Below are 18,355 nucleotides of genomic sequence, written 5' to 3'. Positions count from 1 at the left end.
GTTTATTCCGGTCTGGGCCGCCATTATCCCGGTCTACACAGGGCCTGAAAGGATCGCGCAATGTTTGAAAACTTAACCGACCGTCTCTCGCAGACGCTGCGCCATGTCACCGGCAAGGCCAAGCTGACCGAGGACAACATCAAAGACACCCTGCGTGAAGTGCGCATGGCGTTGCTCGAAGCTGACGTCGCCTTGCCGGTGGTGAAAGACTTTGTCAATTCGGTCAAGGAGCGCGCCGTCGGCACCGAGGTGTCGCGCAGCCTGACGCCGGGCCAGGCCTTCGTGAAAATCGTCCAGGCCGAACTCGAAAGCCTGATGGGCGCGGCCAACGAAGACCTGAACCTGAGCGCCGTTCCGCCAGCCGTCGTGCTGATGGCCGGTTTGCAGGGCGCGGGTAAAACCACCACCGCCGGCAAACTCGCGCGCTTCCTCAAAGAGCGCAAGAAGAAGTCGGTCATGGTTGTGTCTGCGGACGTTTACCGTCCGGCAGCGATCAAACAGCTGGAAATGCTCGCGGGTGAAGTCGGCGTAACCTTCTTCCCGTCCGACCTGAGCCAGAAGCCAGTCGACATCGCGCAAGCGGCTATTAAAGAAGCAAAACTGAAATTCATCGACGTCGTCATCGTCGATACCGCCGGTCGTCTGCACATCGACGAAGAGATGATGGGCGAGATCAAGGCGCTGCACGCTGCGATCAACCCGGTCGAAACGCTGTTCGTGGTCGACGCCATGACTGGTCAGGACGCCGCCAATACGGCTAAGGCCTTCGGCGATGCACTGCCGCTGACCGGCGTGATTCTGACCAAGGTCGACGGCGACGCCCGTGGCGGTGCTGCGCTGTCGGTCCGCGCCATCACCGGCAAGCCGATCAAGTTCATTGGTATGGGTGAGAAGAGCGACGCGCTCGAGCCGTTCCACCCAGAGCGTATTGCTTCGCGCATCCTCGGCATGGGCGACGTGCTCAGCCTGATCGAGCAGGCCGAACAGACCCTCGACAAGGACAAGGCCGACAAACTGGCCAAGAAGCTGAAGAAGGGCAAGGGCTTCGACCTCGAGGACTTCCGCGATCAACTGCAACAGATGAAAAACATGGGCGGCCTCGGCGGCCTCATGGACAAACTGCCGAACATCGGTGGTATGAACCTGGCGCAGATGGGCAACGCCCAGGGCGCGGCAGAGAAACAATTCAAGCAGATGGAAGCCATCATCAATTCCATGACCCCGGCCGAACGCCGCGACCCTGAGCTGATCAGCGGTTCGCGCAAACGCCGGATCGCCATGGGGTCCGGCACCCAGGTGCAGGACATCGGTCGCTTGATCAAGCAGCACAAGCAGATGCAGAAGATGATGAAGAAATTCTCCGCGAAAGGCGGAATGGCCAAAATGATGCGCGGCATGGGCGGTATGTTGCCCGGCGGCGGTATGCCGAAAATGTAAAGAATTCGCGCCGACAGTCATGTCGGCGCAACCCCACATGGAAGTGGGATCTCCAGCAAACCCGCACTTGGCGGGAGCTGACTGGCCGTTTTCAACGACGGCTCTATAGCAAATCTTGATGGCGACCGATAGGCCGCCGGAAAAAGACATTTGCAAAAGTCCGGATATTCCTTAGAATATGCGGCCTTTCGGGCACCTATGCCCGCTGTGCCTTTAGATTTGCAGCACCGACTACAGGAACGATGTTCACATGCTAACAATCCGTCTTGCCCTTGGCGGCTCCAAAAAGCGCCCGTTTTACCACTTGACCGTAACCGACAGCCGCAACCCGCGCGACGGTTCGCACAAGGAACAGGTTGGTTTCTTCAACCCTGTTGCTCGTGGTCAAGAAGTTCGTCTGTCCGTGAACCAAGAGCGCGTAGCCTACTGGCTGAGCGTTGGTGCACAACCTTCTGAGCGTGTTGCTCAGTTGTTGAAGGACGCTGCTAAGGCTGCGGCCTGAGCAATATGAACGCGACGCCAGCCATTGCTGATGATTTGATCGTTATCGGTAAAATCTATTCGATTCACGGTGTTCGCGGCGAAGTGAAGGTCTTTTCCTTTACTGATCCAATTGGAAACCTGTTGGACTACAAAACCTGGACGCTCAAGCGTGAAGGCGTTGTACGGCAGGTAGAGCTGGTCAGCGGCCGTGTTCATAACGGCAAGTTTCTGGTCACAAAGCTCAAGGGTCTCGATGATCGTGAAGAAGCTCGTCTTCTGGCCGGTTATGAGATCTGCGTGCCGCGTAACCTGTTTCCAGATCTGACCGACGGCGAGTACTACTGGTACCAGCTGGAAGGTCTCAAGGTCATCGACCAACTCGGGCAACTACTCGGGAAAATCGATCACCTGCTAGAGACTGGCTCGAACGATGTCATGGTGGTCAAGCCTTGCGCTGGCAGCCTGGACGATCGCGAACGCCTGTTGCCCTATACGGAGCAATGCGTGTTGGTAGTCGACCTTGCCGCGGGCGAGATGAAGGTGGAATGGGATGCGGACTTCTAAGCGTGGCTAATTTGCGCGTAGAAGTGATCAGTTTGTTTCCCGAGATGTTCTCCGCCATCAGCGAGTACGGCATCACCAGTCGTGCGGTGAAACAGGGGCTCTTGCAGCTCACCTGTTGGAATCCGCGAGACTACACGACGGATCGACATCACACTGTGGATGATCGCCCATTTGGCGGTGGTCCGGGCATGGTGATGAAGATCAAGCCCCTGGAAGATGCGTTGGTTCAGGCCAAGGCAGCAGCCGGGGAGGCGGCGAAGGTCATTTACCTGTCCCCCCAAGGCCGTCAACTGACTCAGTCGGCGGTACGCGAGTTGGCGAATTCGGATGCATTGATCCTGATTGCCGGCCGCTATGAAGGCATTGACGAGCGTTTTATTGAAGCTCATGTCGATGAAGAGTGGTCGATTGGCGACTATGTACTGTCTGGCGGCGAGCTGCCGGCGATGGTCCTGATCGATGCGGTTACACGACTGCTGCCTGGAGCTTTAGGGCATGCGGACTCCGCCGAGGAAGATTCCTTTACGGATGGTTTGCTGGATTGCCCGCACTACACCCGACCGGAGGTGTATGCGGATCAGCGTGTTCCCGACGTATTGCTAAGTGGCAATCACGCGCATATCCGGCGTTGGCGTTTACAGCAGTCCCTTGGTAGGACCTTTGAACGACGCGCCGATCTTCTGGAAAGCCGCTCGCTTTCTGGAGAAGAGAAGAAGCTGCTCGAGGAATACATCCGCGAGCGGGACGATAGTTAACAACGTATCGATGGTAGATCCGACGATCTACCTTAGGAGCACAGCATGACTAACAAAATCATCCTTGCACTCGAAGCAGAGCAGATGACCAAAGAGATCCCTACCTTTGCCCCGGGCGACACTGTTGTCGTTCAGGTGAAAGTGAAGGAAGGCGACCGTTCGCGTCTGCAAGCGTTCGAAGGTGTTGTTATCGCCAAGCGTAACCGCGGCGTAAACAGTGCTTTCACCGTTCGTAAAATCTCCAACGGTGTTGGCGTAGAGCGTACTTTCCAGACCTACAGCCCGCAAATCGACAGCATGGCCGTTAAACGTCGCGGTGACGTACGTAAAGCCAAGCTGTACTACCTGCGTGACCTGTCCGGTAAAGCAGCTCGCATCAAGGAAAAACTGGCTTAAGTCCAGCTTCCGATGCAGAAAAAAGCAGCCTACGGGCTGCTTTTTTGTTGCCTGCGATTTATCTTCCTTGGCCGTACTGCCGGTCTTGCCTGAGCCTTTATGCCCGCCATCGATCATCCTTTGATAGACCAATTTCTCGACGCGCTGTGGCTGGAGAAAGGTCTTTCCGATAACACCCGCGATGCCTATCGCAGCGACCTGGCCTTGTTCAACGGCTGGCTGCAGGAGAAGGGGCTGGAGTTGATCAACGCCGGCCGTGAGTTGATCCTCGATCACCTGGCCTGGCGCCTGGAGCAAAACTACAAGCCCCGCTCGACGGCGCGATTTCTCTCCGGTGTGCGTGGCTTTTATCGCTATTTGCTGCGGGAAAAGCTGATCGCCGTCGATCCGACGTTGCGCGTCGATATGCCACAGCTCGGCAGGCCATTGCCCAAATCCCTGTCGGAAGCGGATGTCGAGGCTTTGTTAAGCGCCCCGGACCTGAGCGAAGCCATCGGTCAGCGAGATCGCGCCATGCTCGAAGTGCTTTACGCCTGCGGCTTGCGTGTGACTGAGCTGATCAGTCTGACACTGGAGCAGGTCAATCTGCGCCAAGGCGTGCTGCGAGTGATGGGCAAGGGCAGCAAGGAGCGGCTGGTGCCGATGGGCGAGGAGGCGATTGTCTGGGTCGAGCGTTACCTGCGCGATGGCCGCCAGGAATTGCTCGGCGGGCGTCCCAGCGATGTCATGTTCCCCAGCCAGCGCGGCGAGCAGATGACTCGGCAGACCTTCTGGCATCGCATCAAGCACCAGGCCAAGGTCGCCGGGATCGGCAAGTCGCTGTCGCCGCATACCCTGCGTCATGCCTTCGCCACGCACCTGCTCAACCACGGAGCCGACCTGCGGGTGGTGCAAATGCTACTCGGCCACAGCGATCTGTCGACCACGCAGATCTATACACACGTCGCCCGCGCACGCTTGCAGGATCTGCACGCCAAACATCACCCGCGCGGTTAGTGCAGAACTGTGTAGCAGCTGGCGAAGCCTGCGTTCGGCTGCGAAGCAGACGTAAATCCTGAGTTCACGGTTCAACTGAAACACTGCAGTGCCTTGTTTCACGACTGCTTCGCAGCCGAACGCAGGCTTCGCCAGCTGCTACCCAAGCGTCGTACACCGGAAGTAAGGTGTCTTGTCTGGCGCATTCGGCCACAGGGGCCTTATGTGGTAGGCTTTGCCGGTTTGCACGATGGGCGGTTATGACCCGGTGTTTCGGCACGGGCGTTCTGATCGTCCCATTTGTCCGCCTTCAGGAGTTCTCATGCGTCTGACCCATATTTTCGCCGCCGCAGCCATTGCGTTGGTCAGCACCTTTGCCGTCGCCGATGACGCGGCCGACAAAGCCATTCGTAAAAGCCTGGAAAACCTCCAGCTCGAGGTGCCAGTAGAAACCATCACCGCCAGCCCGCTGCCAGGCCTGTACGAAGTCAAACTCAAGGGCAGCCGCGTGCTCTACGCCAGCGCCGATGGCCAGTACGTGGTTCAGGGTTACCTGTTCCAGCTCAAGGACGGCAAACCGGTCAACCTGACCGAGAAGACCGAACGCCTGGGCGTTTCCAAACTGGTCAACGCAATCCCTGTCGCGGAAACCGTGGTTTACCCGGCAATCGGCGAAACCAAGTCGCACATCACCGTGTTCACCGACACCACCTGCCCGTACTGCCACAAGTTGCATGCCGAAGTGCCTGAGCTGAACAAGCGCGGCATCGAAGTGCGTTACGTCGCGTTCCCGCGCCAGGGCCTGGGCTCGCCGGGTGATGAACAGCTGCAAGCAGTCTGGTGCTCGAAAGACAAAAAAGCCGCCATGGACAAAATGGTCGACGGCAAGGAAATCAAGGCCGCCAAATGCGATAACCCGGTTTCCAAACAGTTCGCCCTCGGTCAGTCGATCGGCGTGAACGGCACACCGGCCATCGTTTTGGCTGATGGCCAAGTCATTCCGGGCTACCAGCCTGCGCCACAAGTCGCCAAACTGGCGCTGGACGCGAAATAAATTTGCATCGTCACGGTCAGCCATTGACGATCATGGTCCGGCGGTAACATTCACCGGGCCATCAATAGAGAACCGCGAGCATGCGGTTGTTTTCACGGCCGGCCTTGAGTCGGCCGTTTTATGGGGAGTTCACAGTGAAACCGGTCAAAGTAGGCATCTGTGGGTTAGGGACCGTCGGTGGCGGTACCTTCAACGTACTTCAGCGCAACGCCGAGGAAATTGCTCGTCGTGCCGGGCGTGGAATCGAAGTGGCACAAATCGCCATGCGCACGCCAAAGCCTCAGTTCCAGACGACCGGTATTGCGATTACCAACGATGTCTTCGAAGTGGCCACGAACCCTGAGATCGACATCGTCATAGAGCTGGTGGGCGGCTACACCGTTGCCCGTGAGCTGGTACTCAAAGCGATCGAGAACGGAAAACATGTGGTAACCGCGAACAAGGCGTTGATCGCCGTTCACGGTAACGAAATTTTCGCCAAGGCCCGCGAGAAGGGCGTGATCGTTGCGTTCGAAGCCGCCGTGGCCGGTGGTATTCCGGTGATCAAGGCGATCCGTGAAGGCTTGTCCGCCAACCGTATCAACTGGGTCGCCGGGATCATCAACGGCACCGGCAACTTCATCCTCACCGAAATGCGCGAAAAGGGCCGGACCTTCGAAGACGTACTCGCCGAGGCGCAAGCCCTGGGTTACGCCGAAGCCGATCCGACCTTCGACGTTGAAGGCATCGACGCGGCTCACAAGCTGACGATCCTGGCGTCCATCGCATTCGGTATTCCGCTGCAATTCGACAAGGCCTACACCGAAGGCATCACCAAACTGACCACCGCTGACGTGAACTACGCCGAAGCGCTGGGCTATCGCATCAAGCACCTCGGTGTGGCTCGCAGCACGCCTGCCGGTATCGAGTTGCGTGTGCATCCGACGCTGATCCCTGCCGATCGCCTGATTGCCAACGTCAATGGCGTGATGAACGCGGTGATGGTCAACGGTGATGCCGCCGGTTCGACCCTGTTCTACGGCGCCGGCGCCGGTATGGAGCCGACCGCTTCGTCGGTCATCGCCGACCTGGTGGACGTGGTTCGCGCCATGACGTCCGACCCGGAAAACCGCGTGCCGCACCTGGCCTTCCAGCCAGATTCGCTGTCGGCCCACCCGATCCTGCCGATCGAAGCCTGCGAAAGCGCCTATTACCTGCGCATCCAGGCCAAGGACCATCCGGGCGTGTTGGCCCAGGTCGCGAGCATCCTGTCGGAGCGCGGCATCAACATCGAATCGATCATGCAGAAGGAAGTCGAAGAGCACGACGGCCTGGTGCCGATGATCCTGCTGACCCACCGTGTGCTGGAACAGCACATGAATGACGCGATCGCCGCTCTGGAAGCCTTGACGGGCGTGGTCGGTCCGGTCGTACGGATCCGCGTCGAGCACCTGAACTAAGCCGTTATCGTTCACTGGGCCCGCGCGCGGGCCCGGGTTTGCGAACACTGTCTATTGGAGCCAGTCATGCGTTATATCAGTACCCGCGGCCAGGCACCGGCCCTGAATTTCGAAGACGTCCTGTTGGCCGGTCTGGCCACGGACGGTGGTCTGTACGTCCCGGAAAACCTGCCACGTTTCACCCAGGAAGAAATCGCTTCCTGGACCGGCCTGCCGTATCACGAGCTGGCCTTCCGGGTGATGCGCCCGTTCGTCACCGGCAGCATCCCCGATGCCGATTTCAAAAAGATCCTCGAAGAAACCTACGCTGTGTTCTCGCACAACGCCGTCGCGCCATTGCGTCAGCTGAACGGCAACGAATGGGTACTGGAGCTGTTCCACGGCCCGACCCTGGCGTTCAAGGACTTCGCCCTGCAACTGCTCGGTCGTTTGCTCGACTACGTGCTGGAAAAGCGCGGTGAGCGCGTGGTGATTGTCGGCGCTACTTCCGGCGACACCGGTTCGGCCGCCATCGAAGGCTGCAAGCACTGCGAAAACGTCGACATCTTCATCCTGCACCCGCACAACCGCGTGTCCGAAGTGCAGCGTCGCCAGATGACCACGATCTTCGGTGAGAACATCCACAACATCGCCATCGAAGGCAACTTCGATGACTGCCAGGAAATGGTCAAGGCCAGCTTCGCCGACCAGAGCTTCCTCAAGGGCACGCGCCTGGTCGCGGTGAACTCGATCAACTGGGCGCGGATCATGGCCCAGATCGTTTACTACTTCCACGCCGCCCTGCAACTGGGTGGCCCGGCGCGTTCGGTGTCGTTCTCGGTGCCGACCGGTAACTTCGGCGACATCTTCGCTGGTTACCTGGCACGCAACATGGGCCTGCCGATCAACCAGTTGATCGTCGCCACCAACCGCAACGACATCCTGCACCGCTTCATGAGCGGCAATCAGTACGTCAAGGAAACGCTGCACGCCACGCTGTCGCCGTCGATGGACATCATGGTGTCGTCGAACTTCGAACGCCTGCTGTTCGATCTGCACGGTCGCAACGGCGCCGCGATTGCCGGTTTGATGGACACCTTCAAGCAGGGTGGCGGTTTCAGCGTCGAAGAGGAGCGCTGGACCGAAGCTCGCAAACTGTTCGATTCGCTGGCCGTGGATGACGCTCAAACCTGCGAAACCATCGCCGAAGTCTTCGAGCAAACCGGCGAACTGCTGGATCCCCACACGGCTATCGGTGTGAAGGCTGCACGCGAGTGCCGTCGCAGCCTGGATACCCCAATGGTGATCCTCGGTACGGCCCACCCGGTCAAATTCCCGGACGCCGTGGAAAAAGCAGGCGTAGGAAAAGCGCTCGAACTACCTGCACATCTTTCTGATTTGTTTGAGCGAGATGAGCGCTGCACCGTGCTGCCAAATGACCTGAAAGCCGTCCAGGCCTTTGTCAGTCAGCATGGCAACCGCGGCAAGCCTCTGTAACCAATTAAAACTGTCACATTTTGAAGCCCGTCTCCTGACGGGCTTTCTCATTTCTGCATGTCACACTTGTCGTGATACGTACATGAAGAGTCGCCCCATGAAGGACGGGCGAGTTCATCGCCAAGGAAGTGACAATGTTGTTTTTCAGTAGATTGAAACCAGCCGTGTGCTGGGTATTTTTTTTAGCCGGCACCCTGGGCTTTGCTCAATGGGGGAGCGCGTCGCAATTGGCGGCCTCCGAGTCCAAAGGATCGGTCGCCGGCCCAACGATCGAGCTGGATGCTCAGGAGTTGAAATGGATTGCCGAGCATTCGCAAGTCATCGTCGCCTCGGTGCAATATCCGCTGTACCTGTTCAAGGATGAGCACGGCCACTGGAGCGGTTTGAACAATGATCTGCTCAACCGCATCAGCGCCATGACGGGATTGCACTTTGTTCATGAAGAGTCGTTTTCTACCGATCAGCTGCTTGGACGGCTGGAAAGCGGTGCCGCGGACATGAGCACGACGTTGGCGATGAATGACGAACGCAAGACGTTTCTGGATTTCAGTCATGCGTTCGGAGGCGCTGGCTGGGTGTTCGTCGGGCGAGCCGGGGAACCAGTGGTGCAATCCTTGGAGCAGCTGTCGGGAAGGGTCCTGGTGTTGCCGACGCGGCATGCGCTGGAGGCTACGATTCGCCGCGACAATCCGGACATCGACCTGCGCTCGGTTAAAACCTATATGGAAGCCCGGGCGCTGGTCGAAAGCGGTGAGGCCTATGCCACCATCGAAAACGAAATAGGAGCACAACTCTATCCGTCCGGTCAGCTCAAGGTCGGGTATACGGTGGAGGGCAAATGGGAGGCGGAGCACCTGGCCGTACGCAAAGGTCAGCCGCAATTGTCGAGCATCCTCAACAAGGCGCTTGAAGCGTTTCCTCCTGCCGAATTGCGCGCCATCCGCCTGAAATGGCTCAATGGGATTACCCCCGTTCAAGTGCCCGGCAAATGGCACCGGCTCACCCAGTGGGGCTGCTGGGGAGTGTTTATCGTCAGTCTGTTCGGCCTGCTGTCTCTGCTCTGGAACCGTCGGCTCACGGTATTGATCCAGCAGCGCCTGGATGCCGAGAAAAATCTGAGTGATCAGCTCGCTTTCCAGCATGCGTTGGTGGACGCCATGCCCGATCCGATGTTTGTTCGTGATCTGGAAGGGCGTTTGATCATGTGCAACAAAAGTTATGAAGAGGGCTTGTCGACTCGTTTTGACCAGGTTCAGGGACGACAGTTGATTGAACAGGATGTCTTGCCCAAAGCGACTGCCGAACTGCTCCATGCAGAGTTCATGGCCCAGCTCGGTACGCGCAAGACCCGCTTCAGTGAGCGTCAGTTGATGTTCAATAACGGCGTCAGGCATGTCTATCAGTGGACGGTGCCTTTTTACAGTGCCGATGGACAATTGCGCGGCCTGCTGGGGGGATGGACCGATATCGGCAAGCGCAAGAAGCAGGCGTGACGCGGCTGTTTTTTCTCTGTCATCTTGGCCGTGCATGCTCTATTGACCAGAGGCGCAGGTTCGCCTGCAGTCGGTATCCAGAACTTTCCTCTCGGGCCAGAGGTCATTTACGGTAGGCACGCCCCAGGCACTTTGTTTTTGGACTATTGAGTGGTGATCGAGATGGAAAATATCAGTCTATTGCTCGGTGAGGCTCTGAGCCCGTATCAGGTTACATTGACCCCGTCTGGGACCCATGGCGAATGCCTGGTGACACTGATGAATGCGACCGGCGCTATCGTGGTCGAACGCGCGTTCAATCAGGCCCAGTTGACCAGCAAGCGTCTACTGACGGATGTGGTCGACGGGTTGCATCGCGACGTGCTGATCGCGGAAGGTCGGCTGGAGCCCTGCGTCATAGCGGCGTTGCGCAATGCGGCTCAGGACAAGATCCTGGCCAATCGAAATTGAATTGTTTTTTGTGGGAACCTTCCTGCGCCAATGTCAGTCAGACCATGTAACAGCAGGATCAAGCATTGTGCTCCGGTGCTTGTAGCTTGCTGTTACTGGTCTTTATATAGGCCACGTTTAACCCCGAGTCGTCTCCCCACTTCTCGGGGTTTCTTTTTGCCTGCGATTTGTCATTGCGCGGCCTGTTGTATGAAAAATGCCCGGCTGGCTTCCAGGTAGTCGCTGCGACTTTCGGGGTCCAGCCAGGCGGCGTATGCCTGGCTCAAATGATCGTGGGGCAGGGTGCGCAGCAGTTGGTTGATCTCGATGATCGCCTGCCGGCCCTGGGGTGTGTCGGTACAGCCGATGTAGCCGGACAGGTATTTGCCCGTGCCGCGAATCGGGTAGAACTGCAATTCATCCTCCGCGATCCCTTGCTGCTGGGCCTGGTAGCGGATTTCCGGGCGGTATCCCAACAGCATCCGCAAGCGCCCCAGACGTTGCATTTGCAACAGGCTGCCCAAGGCGTCGTTACCGTAGTGGAGGGTCAGTGAGTGGGCGGGTGCTTGTTTGAGCCGCGCGTCGAGATATTCGCCATAGTTGCGCTCGGCAATAATGCCCAGCTTCTCGTGGCCACTGGCCAACAGGGCAACCAGGTCCACTTCGCCATCCTTGATGAAGGGCGTCAGCACCTCCCGATCATCGCGGCGTACGGCCAATCCATTGCTCATGGCCCGAAACACCGGAATGGAAAACACGATCCAGCTATCGCGCTCCTTGCTCCAGTTCAGCGCCGCATCGCACGTGAGGGATGGCTCGTGGAGCATTTGCAAGCCGCGAGCGCGATTGACTCGCATCAGGGTGTGCTCGTATTGCGGCATGCGGGCGATCAGCAGCGGTAACAATTGATCGATCACTCCCTGGTCCTTTTTCGATCCTTCGAAAATCATCAGCGGTGGAAGGTCACGCAATAACCAGACCAGGGTTTCTTTCGGTTGCGCCAACGATGACTGAGCCTGGCCGGCGAGCAAAAGGAAAAACACGAACGCGCACACTGCTCGCCCGCCGCGCGTCAGGCAGTGATTGATGGGTCGCGTAAGCAGGCGTTTCAGCTTAGATAGCCCCGGCTTCACGCAGCTTTGCGATCTGCTCCTTGTCGTAACCAAGATCGTTGAGTACCTGCGCATTGTGTTCGCCCAACTGCGGTCCGACCCACTCTGAAGTGCCGGGTGTCTCAGAGAGTTTCGGCACTATTCCCGGCATCTTGAAATCTTTACCGTCCGGCAACTTGGCTTTCAGGAACATTTCCCGGGCCAGGTACTGTGGATCATTGAACATGTCTTCAGCGCTGAAGATCCGACTGACCGGTACGTCGGCCTGATTCAACTGCTCGATGATGGCGTCCAGCGGCAGTGAGCTGGCCCAGCGATCAATTACCCCATAAATCTCGTCGCGACGGCTATCGCGTCCGTCGTTGCTCGCCAACGCAGGGTCGTTGGCCAGGTCATCGCGACCGATGATCAGCATGAAGCGTTTGAAGATCGCGTCGCCATTGGCGCCGATCTGCACATGCTTGCCGTCGGCACTGGTGTGGATCGAGGAGGGTGTGATGCCCGGCATGATGTTGCCGCTGCGCTCGCGGATGAAACCGAACACGTCGAACTCGGGGACCATGCTTTCCATCATGGCGAAGATCGCTTCATACAGCGCCACATCCACCACTTGGCCCTGGCCGCCGTTGACTTCGCGATGACGCAGAGCCATCAGTGCGCCAATCACGCCCCAAAGCGCGGCAATGGAATCGCCGATGGAAATTCCGGTGCGCACCGGTGGTCGGTCTTCGAAGCCGGTGATGTAGCGCAGACCTCCCATTGATTCACCGACGGCACCAAAGCCTGGCTGATCCTTCATCGGCCCGGTCTGACCGAAGCCCGAGAGACGCACCATTACCAGTTTCGGGTTCAGTGCGTGCAAGACTTCCCAGCCCAGACCGAGTTTTTCCAACACGCCCGGGCGAAAATTCTCTATCAGGATGTCCGCTTCGCTGAGCAGTTTTTTCAGAATGGCCAGGCCGTCGGGGTGTTTCAGGTTCAGCGTCAGGGACTTCTTGTTGCGCGCCTGAACGAACCACCACAGCGAAGTGCCTTCATACAACTTGCGCCATTTGCGCAGTGGATCGCCGCCATCGGGGGACTCGATTTTGATCACTTCGGCACCGAACTCGCCGCAAATCCGCGAGGCAAACGGCCCGGCGATCAACGTGCCCAATTCAATGACTTTCAGACCTGAGAGCGGTTTTCCGGTGAGCGGCATGCTGAATCCTGTAGGACAGTGGCTGAGCGAATACAGCGTTTTAACATAGCCGAACGTCAGACGACCAAGGTTGATCGCCTTCCATTCGTGGATTGCCTACCGCATCGGTTAGACTTGCCGCCTTTCCCCGTATCAAGAAGCCCGTTCATGGCCCAGCCGTCCACGACCTACAAGTTTGAACTGAACCTTACCGACCTCGACCGCAACGTGTACGAGAGCGTGAAGCAAACCATCGCTCGTCACCCTTCGGAAACCGAAGAGCGCATGACCGTGCGGCTGCTGGCCTACGCCTTCTGGTACAACGAGCAGCTGTCGTTCGGTCGGGGTCTGTCAGACGTGGACGAACCTGCCCTGTGGGAAAAGAGCCTGGACGATCGAGTTCTGCACTGGATCGAAGTCGGCCAGCCAGACGCCGATCGCCTGACGTGGTGCTCGCGTCGCACCGAGCGCACCAGCCTGTTGGCCTACGGCAGCCTGCGCGTCTGGGAAACCAAAGTGATCCCGGCGATCAAAAACCTGAAAAACGTACACATCGCGGCCGTGCCTCAGGAAGTGCTGGAAACCTTGGCCAAAGACATGCCCCGCGTTATCAAGTGGGACGTGATGATCAGCGAAGGGACGATTTTCGTCACCGACGACCGTGGTCAGCATGAAGTCCAGTTGCAGTGGCTGAGCGGCGAACGCGGCTGATTGTTCGCCGCTAACCTGCGTCATCCGGTTTTATCCTACGTATTCAAGAGAAGCACCTGTCACCCCATGCGCATCGAACCTCGCCTGTTGCCCGACACCCTGCCATTCCTCGGTGATCTGCCGCCGCTGCTGACCCGTCTGTACGCGGCGCGGGGCGTGCTGTCCGAGGCTGAACTGGACAAGAGCCTGACGCGGCTGATCCCGTTCCAGCGGCTCAAAGGTATCGATGCGGCGGTGGATTTGCTGGTGACGGCGCTGGAGCAGCGTCAGCGGATTCTGATCGTCGGCGACTTCGACGCCGATGGTGCGACGGCCAGTACAGTGGGCATGCTGGGCTTGCGTCTGCTGGGCGCGGCTCACGTCGACTATCTGGTGCCGAACCGTTTCGAGTACGGCTACGGCCTGACGCCGGAAATCGTTGAAGTGGCTTTGACCCGCGATCCGCAGTTGCTCATTACCGTGGATAACGGTATTTCCAGCGTTGAAGGCGTGGCGGCGGCGAAAAAGGCCGGGCTGAACGTCCTGGTCACCGATCACCACTTGCCCGGCGATGAACTGCCACTGGCCGATGCCATCGTCAATCCGAACCAGCCAGGTTGCGAGTTTCCGAGCAAGGCACTGGCCGGCGTCGGGGTAATTTTTTACGTGTTGATGGCCCTGCGCGCGCGCTTGCGCAGCCTCGGCTGGTACGAGAGCAAGCCGCAGCCAAACATCGGCGAGTTGCTGGACCTGGTGGCGCTGGGCAGCGTCGCCGACGTGGTGCCGCTGGATGCCAACAACCGGATTCTGGTGCACCAAGGCCTGGAACGGATTCGCGCCGGGCGTGCTCGGCCAGGCATCAAGGCAATCCTTGAGGTGGCCAAGCGTGACTCTGCGCGCATCACCTCCACTGATCTGGGTTTCATTGTCGGCCCACGCCTGAATGCGGCAGGAAGGCTGGATGACATGAGCTTGGGCATCGAATGCCTGCTCACGGAAGACGCCGGTCTGGCGCGTGAAATGGCGGTTCAGCTCGACGGCATGAACCAGGACCGCAAATCCATCGAGCAGGGCATGCAGCGTGAAGCGCTGGCTCAACTGAAAGATTTGCCGGTCGAGTCGATGCCGTTCGGCTTGTGCCTGTTCGATCCCGAGTGGCACCAGGGTGTCATCGGAATCCTTGCATCGCGTATGAAAGATCGCTATTTCCGTCCGACCATTGCCTTTGCCGATGCAGGCGATGGCTTGCTCAAGGGCTCGGGGCGTTCGGTTCAGGGTTTTCATATTCGCGACGCGTTGAGCGTGGTGGCGGCGCAGCATCCGAATCTGATCAGCAAATACGGCGGCCATGCGATGGCAGCCGGCCTGACGTTGCCGGAAGCGAATTTTCCGTTGTTCGCCGAAGCCTTTGACGCTGAAGTGCGTAGGCAATTGCGTGAAGAAGACCTGACCGGGCGCCTGCTGACGGACGGCACCCTGGCGGTCGAGGAATTCCACCTGGAACTGGCTCGCGCCCTGCGCCATGCCGGTCCTTGGGGGCAGCACTTCCCTGAGCCGCTGTTTCATGGGGTGTTCCAGTTGGTCGAGCAGCGCGTCGTCGGCGAGCGACACCTCAAAGTGGTGCTGAAAAGCGAATGCGGCTCGGTGAAGCTGGATGGCATTGCCTTCGGAATCGACCGCGACATCTGGCCGAATCCGACCATCAAGTGGGTGGAATTGGCCTACAAACTCGACCTTAACGAGTTCCGTGGCAACGAGACGGTGCAGTTGATGATTGCCCACATCGAACCGCGTTGAACCCTTCGCGAGCAGGCGATCTCCCTCACGCCAAATATCCCCGGAACCCTCCCTCATCCCCTGATGTCGACTAGGCTCTAAGCACTGCTTGATTATCCTTGTGACGTCTTGTCGAATTTTTGCCCGCGGGGGCGGGTGCTGCACCTTTTTCCTGTCACTCGTCGACTTTTCAAACAGAACCCTGGAGCCTGCCCACTGATTCGAGAGGTGCCCCATGAGTCTGCTGCTTGAACCCTATACCCTTCGCCAATTGACCCTGCTCAACCGCATTGCGGTGTCGCCGATGTGCCAGTACTCCAGCGTCGATGGACTGGCCAATGACTGGCACCTGGTCCACCTCGGCAGCCGCGCTGTCGGCGGGGCCGGTCTGGTGTTTACCGAAGCCACGGCGGTGACCGCTGACGGACGCATCACCGCCGAGGACCTCGGCTTGTGGAGCGATGAACAGATCGAACCTTTGCAACGCATCACGCGCTTCATTGCGGCTCAAGGCGCTGTGGCCGGCATTCAATTGGCTCACGCTGGGCGTAAGGCCAGCACCCATCGGCCGTGGATTGGCAAACATGGCAGCGTCAAACCCGAAGACGGTGGCTGGGTTCCGGTGGGCCCTTCGCCGATTGCTTTCGACCCGCAGCACACACACCCCACACAGCTCGATGAAGGCGAGATCGCTGAGGTCATTCAGGCCTTTGTCGCTTCGGCCAAGCGAGCACTGACCGCCGGTTTCAAAGTGGTCGAAATACACGCCGCCCATGGTTACCTGTTGCATCAGTTTCTTTCGCCCCTGAGCAATCAGCGGCGCGATCAATACGGTGGTTCGTTCGATAATCGAATTCGGTTAGTGCTGCAAGTCACTGAAGCGGTGCGTGCGGTATGGCCTGAAGAGCTACCGCTGTTCGTGCGGGTGTCGGCCACCGATTGGGTGGAGGACGGCTGGAACCCGGATGAAACCGTGGAGCTGGCGCGACGCCTCAAAGCGTTGGGTGTGGACCTGATTGACGTCTCGTCGGGTGGTACCGCGGCCAACGCCGAGATTCCTACAGGTCCCGGTTATCAGACCCGCTTCGCCGAACGTGTGCGCAAGGAGTCAGGCATTGCTACAGGCACTGTAGGGATGATTACCGAACCGGCGCAGGCCGAGCACATTCTGCGTACCTGCCAGGCTGACATCATCTTCCTGGCTCGTGAGTTGTTACGAGATCCGTACTGGCCGCTGCATGCCGATGATGACCTGGGTGGGCGCAAGGCCATCTGGCCGGCGCAGTATCAGCGGGCAACCCATCGTGACCAGCCGATTCACGAGTCGGATTTACGCGACTGATTGACGCTGTAAAACCAAAAAGCCCCGGTCGATTTGACCGGGGCTTTTGCGTTTCTACAGCTATCAGGTGTACTTGCGCTTATCCGGTGCCGGTGGGAAGTACTGGTACAACCAGGTTTCACTCAACGTCCGGTCGTGGGTGCGAATGAACAACCGCAGTTCCACTGGCTCCACGCTGTCATTGGTCGGGAACCAGTCAAAAGTAATGCGGTATCCCTTGATGTCATCCAGCACCAGCACGTTAAAGTCCTTCACCTGCCCATTCGAGCAGGTGACCACCGGCTCGATCCCCGCACCTTCCGGCAAGCGGTCCAGGCCGCCGCCCGTGAAGTCCACGGCAAACCGTCGAGCCCAAACCTCCGGGTAATGCTCGCCGGGGGCCCAGCCTTCGATGAAGCCGCCCATGCCCGAACGAGTGGCGTTGACCCGCGCCAACGGCGTACCCACTGGCGGCAGAGCGCTCCAGTAGAGCTTGTAGCCGTAGTTCAGTGAATCACCGGCCGCGACCGGTTTTTTCGGGGTCCAGAACGCGACGATGTTATCGAGGGTTTCGCCGGTCGTAGGAATTTCCATCAGATCGATAGAGCCTTCACCCCACGCGGTCGTAGGCTCTACCCACAGGCTCGGGCGCTTGCTGTACCAGTCGACGGTGTCCTGATAGCTGGCGAACTCATGATCGGTCTGCACCAGGCCGAAACCTTTCGGGTCAGTGTCGGCGAAGGCATTGAATTGAAGGGTGGCCGGGTTGTTCAGCGGGCGGCAGATCCACTCACCGTTGCCGCGCCACATGGCCAGGCGATCAGAGTCGTGGATCTGCGGGTGAATCGTGTCGCACATGCGTCGTTCATGGGTGCCGCAGCTGAACATGCTGGTCATCGGTGCGATGCCCAGTTGTTCGATGGCGGTGCGCGCGTTGATGTGGGCATCGATGCCCATGACGACCTGGCTGGCCTGACAGTCAATGTCGAAACGGTAGGCACCGGTAGCGCTTGGCGAGTCCAGCAGGGCGTACACCACGAAGCGGGTGCTGTCCTTGTCCGGGGTCTCAAACCAGAACTTGGTGAAGTCCGGGAATTCTTCACGCTTCTTGGCATACGTATCAATCGCCAGACCGCGAGCCGACAGACCGTACTGGCCCGAGGCATCTACCGCACGGAAATAGCTGGCGCCGAGGAATGACAACACGTCGTGCTGGTCCAGCTCCGGGGCCTTGAACAACTTGAACCCGGAGAACCCCAGATCGCCCGTGAGCTGCTTGGTGTCGACCGTGGTTTTTTCATAGTTGAACAGGGACGGACGGAAATGCACCTCTCGCGTCTGACGAGTCTTGGGATCGACGCTGTACATGCGCACCGGTTGCTTGAAACCCATGCCAACGTGGAAGAACTGCACATCCAGCTGACCGTTGAGGTCATTCCACAGCGAATGGTTGCCGTCGTAGCGGATCGCGTTGAAATTTTGCGGCGTCATGGTCGCCAAGGTCGGCGGCAGCACCTGCTTGGTGTCCTGATATCGATTGCCGGCGAGCTGCTTGGCCTGGATCTTCAGCGTTTCAAAGTCGAACGCCTGAGCTTCGCCATCCGCCGCGCTGTTACCGGCCCAGGCCCGCGCAGCCAGCAGGCCGCTGGCTGACAATCCGGTGTAGGCAGCGATGGCCATGGATGCTTTGAGCAAATTCCTGCGGTGCATAAGTACAACCTGTCGTGAACAATCCCGCGCCGTTCCTGGCACGTGCTGGATCAAAAATGGAGGTT

Annotated in this window: 17 protein-coding genes; 14 read left to right on the top strand and 3 right to left on the bottom strand. The window is 58.7% G+C overall.

What is annotated here, in order from left to right:
• Positions 1-60: 60 nt before the first annotated feature.
• The 11 genes from ffh to ACYZT3_RS23900 all read left to right on the top strand — a co-directional run bounded on the left by ffh (position 61) and on the right by ACYZT3_RS23900 (position 10,522).
• Positions 61-1,437 carry a signal recognition particle protein gene (gene ffh / locus ACYZT3_RS23950; RefSeq protein ID WP_282377053.1) on the top strand — a complete coding sequence of 459 codons (1,377 nt, stop codon included), beginning with the start codon at positions 61-63 and terminating at the stop codon, positions 1,435-1,437.
• Positions 1,438-1,687: 250 nt separating this feature from the next.
• Entirely contained in the window at positions 1,688-1,939 is a 252-nt protein-coding gene (gene rpsP, locus ACYZT3_RS23945) for a 30S ribosomal protein S16 (protein ID WP_007944872.1), read from the top strand.
• Positions 1,940-1,944: 5 nt separating this feature from the next.
• Positions 1,945-2,484 carry a ribosome maturation factor RimM gene (gene rimM, locus ACYZT3_RS23940; RefSeq protein WP_282377052.1) on the top strand — a complete coding sequence of 180 codons (540 nt, stop codon included), beginning with the start codon at positions 1,945-1,947 and terminating at the stop codon, positions 2,482-2,484.
• On the top strand, positions 2,466-3,239 hold the full coding sequence (gene trmD / locus ACYZT3_RS23935; protein ID WP_282377051.1) for a tRNA (guanosine(37)-N1)-methyltransferase TrmD: 774 nt from the start codon (positions 2,466-2,468) through the stop codon (positions 3,237-3,239). The genes rimM and trmD overlap by 19 nt, the downstream gene beginning before the upstream one ends.
• A gap of 45 nt (positions 3,240-3,284) precedes the next feature.
• Entirely contained in the window at positions 3,285-3,635 is a 351-nt protein-coding gene (gene rplS / locus ACYZT3_RS23930; protein ID WP_063322826.1) for a 50S ribosomal protein L19, read from the top strand.
• 99 nt (positions 3,636-3,734) lie between these two features.
• Positions 3,735-4,631 (top strand): site-specific tyrosine recombinase XerD, encoded by an 897-nt coding sequence (gene xerD / locus ACYZT3_RS23925; protein ID WP_462030895.1) that lies wholly within the window; start codon positions 3,735-3,737, stop codon positions 4,629-4,631.
• 301 nt (positions 4,632-4,932) lie between these two features.
• On the top strand, positions 4,933-5,664 hold the full coding sequence (gene dsbC, locus ACYZT3_RS23920; RefSeq protein ID WP_462030894.1) for a bifunctional protein-disulfide isomerase/oxidoreductase DsbC: 732 nt from the start codon (positions 4,933-4,935) through the stop codon (positions 5,662-5,664).
• 134 nt (positions 5,665-5,798) lie between these two features.
• Positions 5,799-7,103: a homoserine dehydrogenase gene (locus tag ACYZT3_RS23915; protein ID WP_282377044.1), complete on the top strand. Its 1,305-nt coding sequence runs from the start codon at positions 5,799-5,801 to the stop codon at positions 7,101-7,103.
• 66 nt (positions 7,104-7,169) lie between these two features.
• Positions 7,170-8,579: a threonine synthase gene (thrC, locus tag ACYZT3_RS23910; RefSeq protein ID WP_462030893.1), complete on the top strand. Its 1,410-nt coding sequence runs from the start codon at positions 7,170-7,172 to the stop codon at positions 8,577-8,579.
• A gap of 134 nt (positions 8,580-8,713) precedes the next feature.
• Positions 8,714-10,072: a transporter substrate-binding domain-containing protein gene (locus ACYZT3_RS23905; RefSeq protein ID WP_462030892.1), complete on the top strand. Its 1,359-nt coding sequence runs from the start codon at positions 8,714-8,716 to the stop codon at positions 10,070-10,072.
• Between the two features lie 162 nt (positions 10,073-10,234).
• Positions 10,235-10,522 carry a DUF3509 domain-containing protein gene (locus ACYZT3_RS23900; RefSeq protein ID WP_282377038.1) on the top strand — a complete coding sequence of 96 codons (288 nt, stop codon included), beginning with the start codon at positions 10,235-10,237 and terminating at the stop codon, positions 10,520-10,522.
• A gap of 170 nt (positions 10,523-10,692) precedes the next feature.
• Here the strand turns inward: ACYZT3_RS23900 and ACYZT3_RS23895 are convergent, their stop codons facing one another.
• Together ACYZT3_RS23895 and ACYZT3_RS23890 are read right to left on the bottom strand one after the other, a co-directional pair.
• Entirely contained in the window at positions 10,693-11,634 is a 942-nt protein-coding gene (locus tag ACYZT3_RS23895; protein WP_462030891.1) for a TIGR02285 family protein, read from the bottom strand.
• Positions 11,615-12,814, bottom strand: coding sequence for a CaiB/BaiF CoA transferase family protein (locus ACYZT3_RS23890; protein ID WP_282377036.1), 1,200 nt, complete (start codon positions 12,812-12,814; stop codon positions 11,615-11,617). The genes ACYZT3_RS23895 and ACYZT3_RS23890 overlap by 20 nt, the downstream gene beginning before the upstream one ends.
• Positions 12,815-12,961: 147 nt before the next feature.
• Here ACYZT3_RS23890 and ACYZT3_RS23885 point away from each other — a divergent pair, with 147 nt between their 5' ends.
• The 3 genes from ACYZT3_RS23885 (at position 12,962) to ACYZT3_RS23875 (ending at position 16,601) form a co-directional block, all read left to right on the top strand.
• On the top strand, positions 12,962-13,504 hold the full coding sequence (locus tag ACYZT3_RS23885; RefSeq protein ID WP_282377035.1) for a YaeQ family protein: 543 nt from the start codon (positions 12,962-12,964) through the stop codon (positions 13,502-13,504).
• Between the two features lie 66 nt (positions 13,505-13,570).
• Positions 13,571-15,280 carry a single-stranded-DNA-specific exonuclease RecJ gene (gene recJ, locus ACYZT3_RS23880; RefSeq protein WP_282377034.1) on the top strand — a complete coding sequence of 570 codons (1,710 nt, stop codon included), beginning with the start codon at positions 13,571-13,573 and terminating at the stop codon, positions 15,278-15,280.
• Between the two features lie 214 nt (positions 15,281-15,494).
• Complete coding sequence (locus ACYZT3_RS23875; RefSeq protein WP_462030890.1) at positions 15,495-16,601, top strand: NADH:flavin oxidoreductase/NADH oxidase; 1,107 nt, start codon at positions 15,495-15,497, stop codon at positions 16,599-16,601.
• Between the two features lie 63 nt (positions 16,602-16,664).
• Here ACYZT3_RS23875 and ACYZT3_RS23870 read toward each other — a convergent pair whose 3' ends face one another.
• Positions 16,665-18,290 (bottom strand): glucan biosynthesis protein D, encoded by a 1,626-nt coding sequence (locus ACYZT3_RS23870; protein ID WP_462030889.1) that lies wholly within the window; start codon positions 18,288-18,290, stop codon positions 16,665-16,667.
• Between the last annotated feature and the right edge of the window lie 65 nt (positions 18,291-18,355).

It is taken from the genome of Pseudomonas sp. MDT1-16 (genome assembly GCF_054898115.1).
Note: the sequence above shows the minus strand (reverse complement) of the source record. Positions and strands in the feature narration are given on the sequence as shown.

Coding starts and splice junctions, on each gene's coding strand:
- rimM (WP_282377052.1), top strand. CDS start 1,945: ATGAACGCGACGCCAGCCATTGCTGATGATTTGATCGTTATCGGTAAA.
- rplS (WP_063322826.1), top strand. CDS start 3,285: ATGACTAACAAAATCATCCTTGCACTCGAAGCAGAGCAGATGACCAAA.
- ACYZT3_RS23875 (WP_462030890.1), top strand. CDS start 15,495: ATGAGTCTGCTGCTTGAACCCTATACCCTTCGCCAATTGACCCTGCTC.
- ACYZT3_RS23890 (WP_282377036.1), bottom strand. CDS start 12,814: ATGCCGCTCACCGGAAAACCGCTCTCAGGTCTGAAAGTCATTGAATTG.
- ACYZT3_RS23905 (WP_462030892.1), top strand. CDS start 8,714: ATGTTGTTTTTCAGTAGATTGAAACCAGCCGTGTGCTGGGTATTTTTT.
- recJ (WP_282377034.1), top strand. CDS start 13,571: ATGCGCATCGAACCTCGCCTGTTGCCCGACACCCTGCCATTCCTCGGT.
- trmD (WP_282377051.1), top strand. CDS start 2,466: ATGGGATGCGGACTTCTAAGCGTGGCTAATTTGCGCGTAGAAGTGATC.
- ACYZT3_RS23885 (WP_282377035.1), top strand. CDS start 12,962: ATGGCCCAGCCGTCCACGACCTACAAGTTTGAACTGAACCTTACCGAC.
- rpsP (WP_007944872.1), top strand. CDS start 1,688: ATGCTAACAATCCGTCTTGCCCTTGGCGGCTCCAAAAAGCGCCCGTTT.
- ffh (WP_282377053.1), top strand. CDS start 61: ATGTTTGAAAACTTAACCGACCGTCTCTCGCAGACGCTGCGCCATGTC.
- dsbC (WP_462030894.1), top strand. CDS start 4,933: ATGCGTCTGACCCATATTTTCGCCGCCGCAGCCATTGCGTTGGTCAGC.
- ACYZT3_RS23900 (WP_282377038.1), top strand. CDS start 10,235: ATGGAAAATATCAGTCTATTGCTCGGTGAGGCTCTGAGCCCGTATCAG.
- ACYZT3_RS23870 (WP_462030889.1), bottom strand. CDS start 18,290: ATGCACCGCAGGAATTTGCTCAAAGCATCCATGGCCATCGCTGCCTAC.
- thrC (WP_462030893.1), top strand. CDS start 7,170: ATGCGTTATATCAGTACCCGCGGCCAGGCACCGGCCCTGAATTTCGAA.
- xerD (WP_462030895.1), top strand. CDS start 3,735: ATGCCCGCCATCGATCATCCTTTGATAGACCAATTTCTCGACGCGCTG.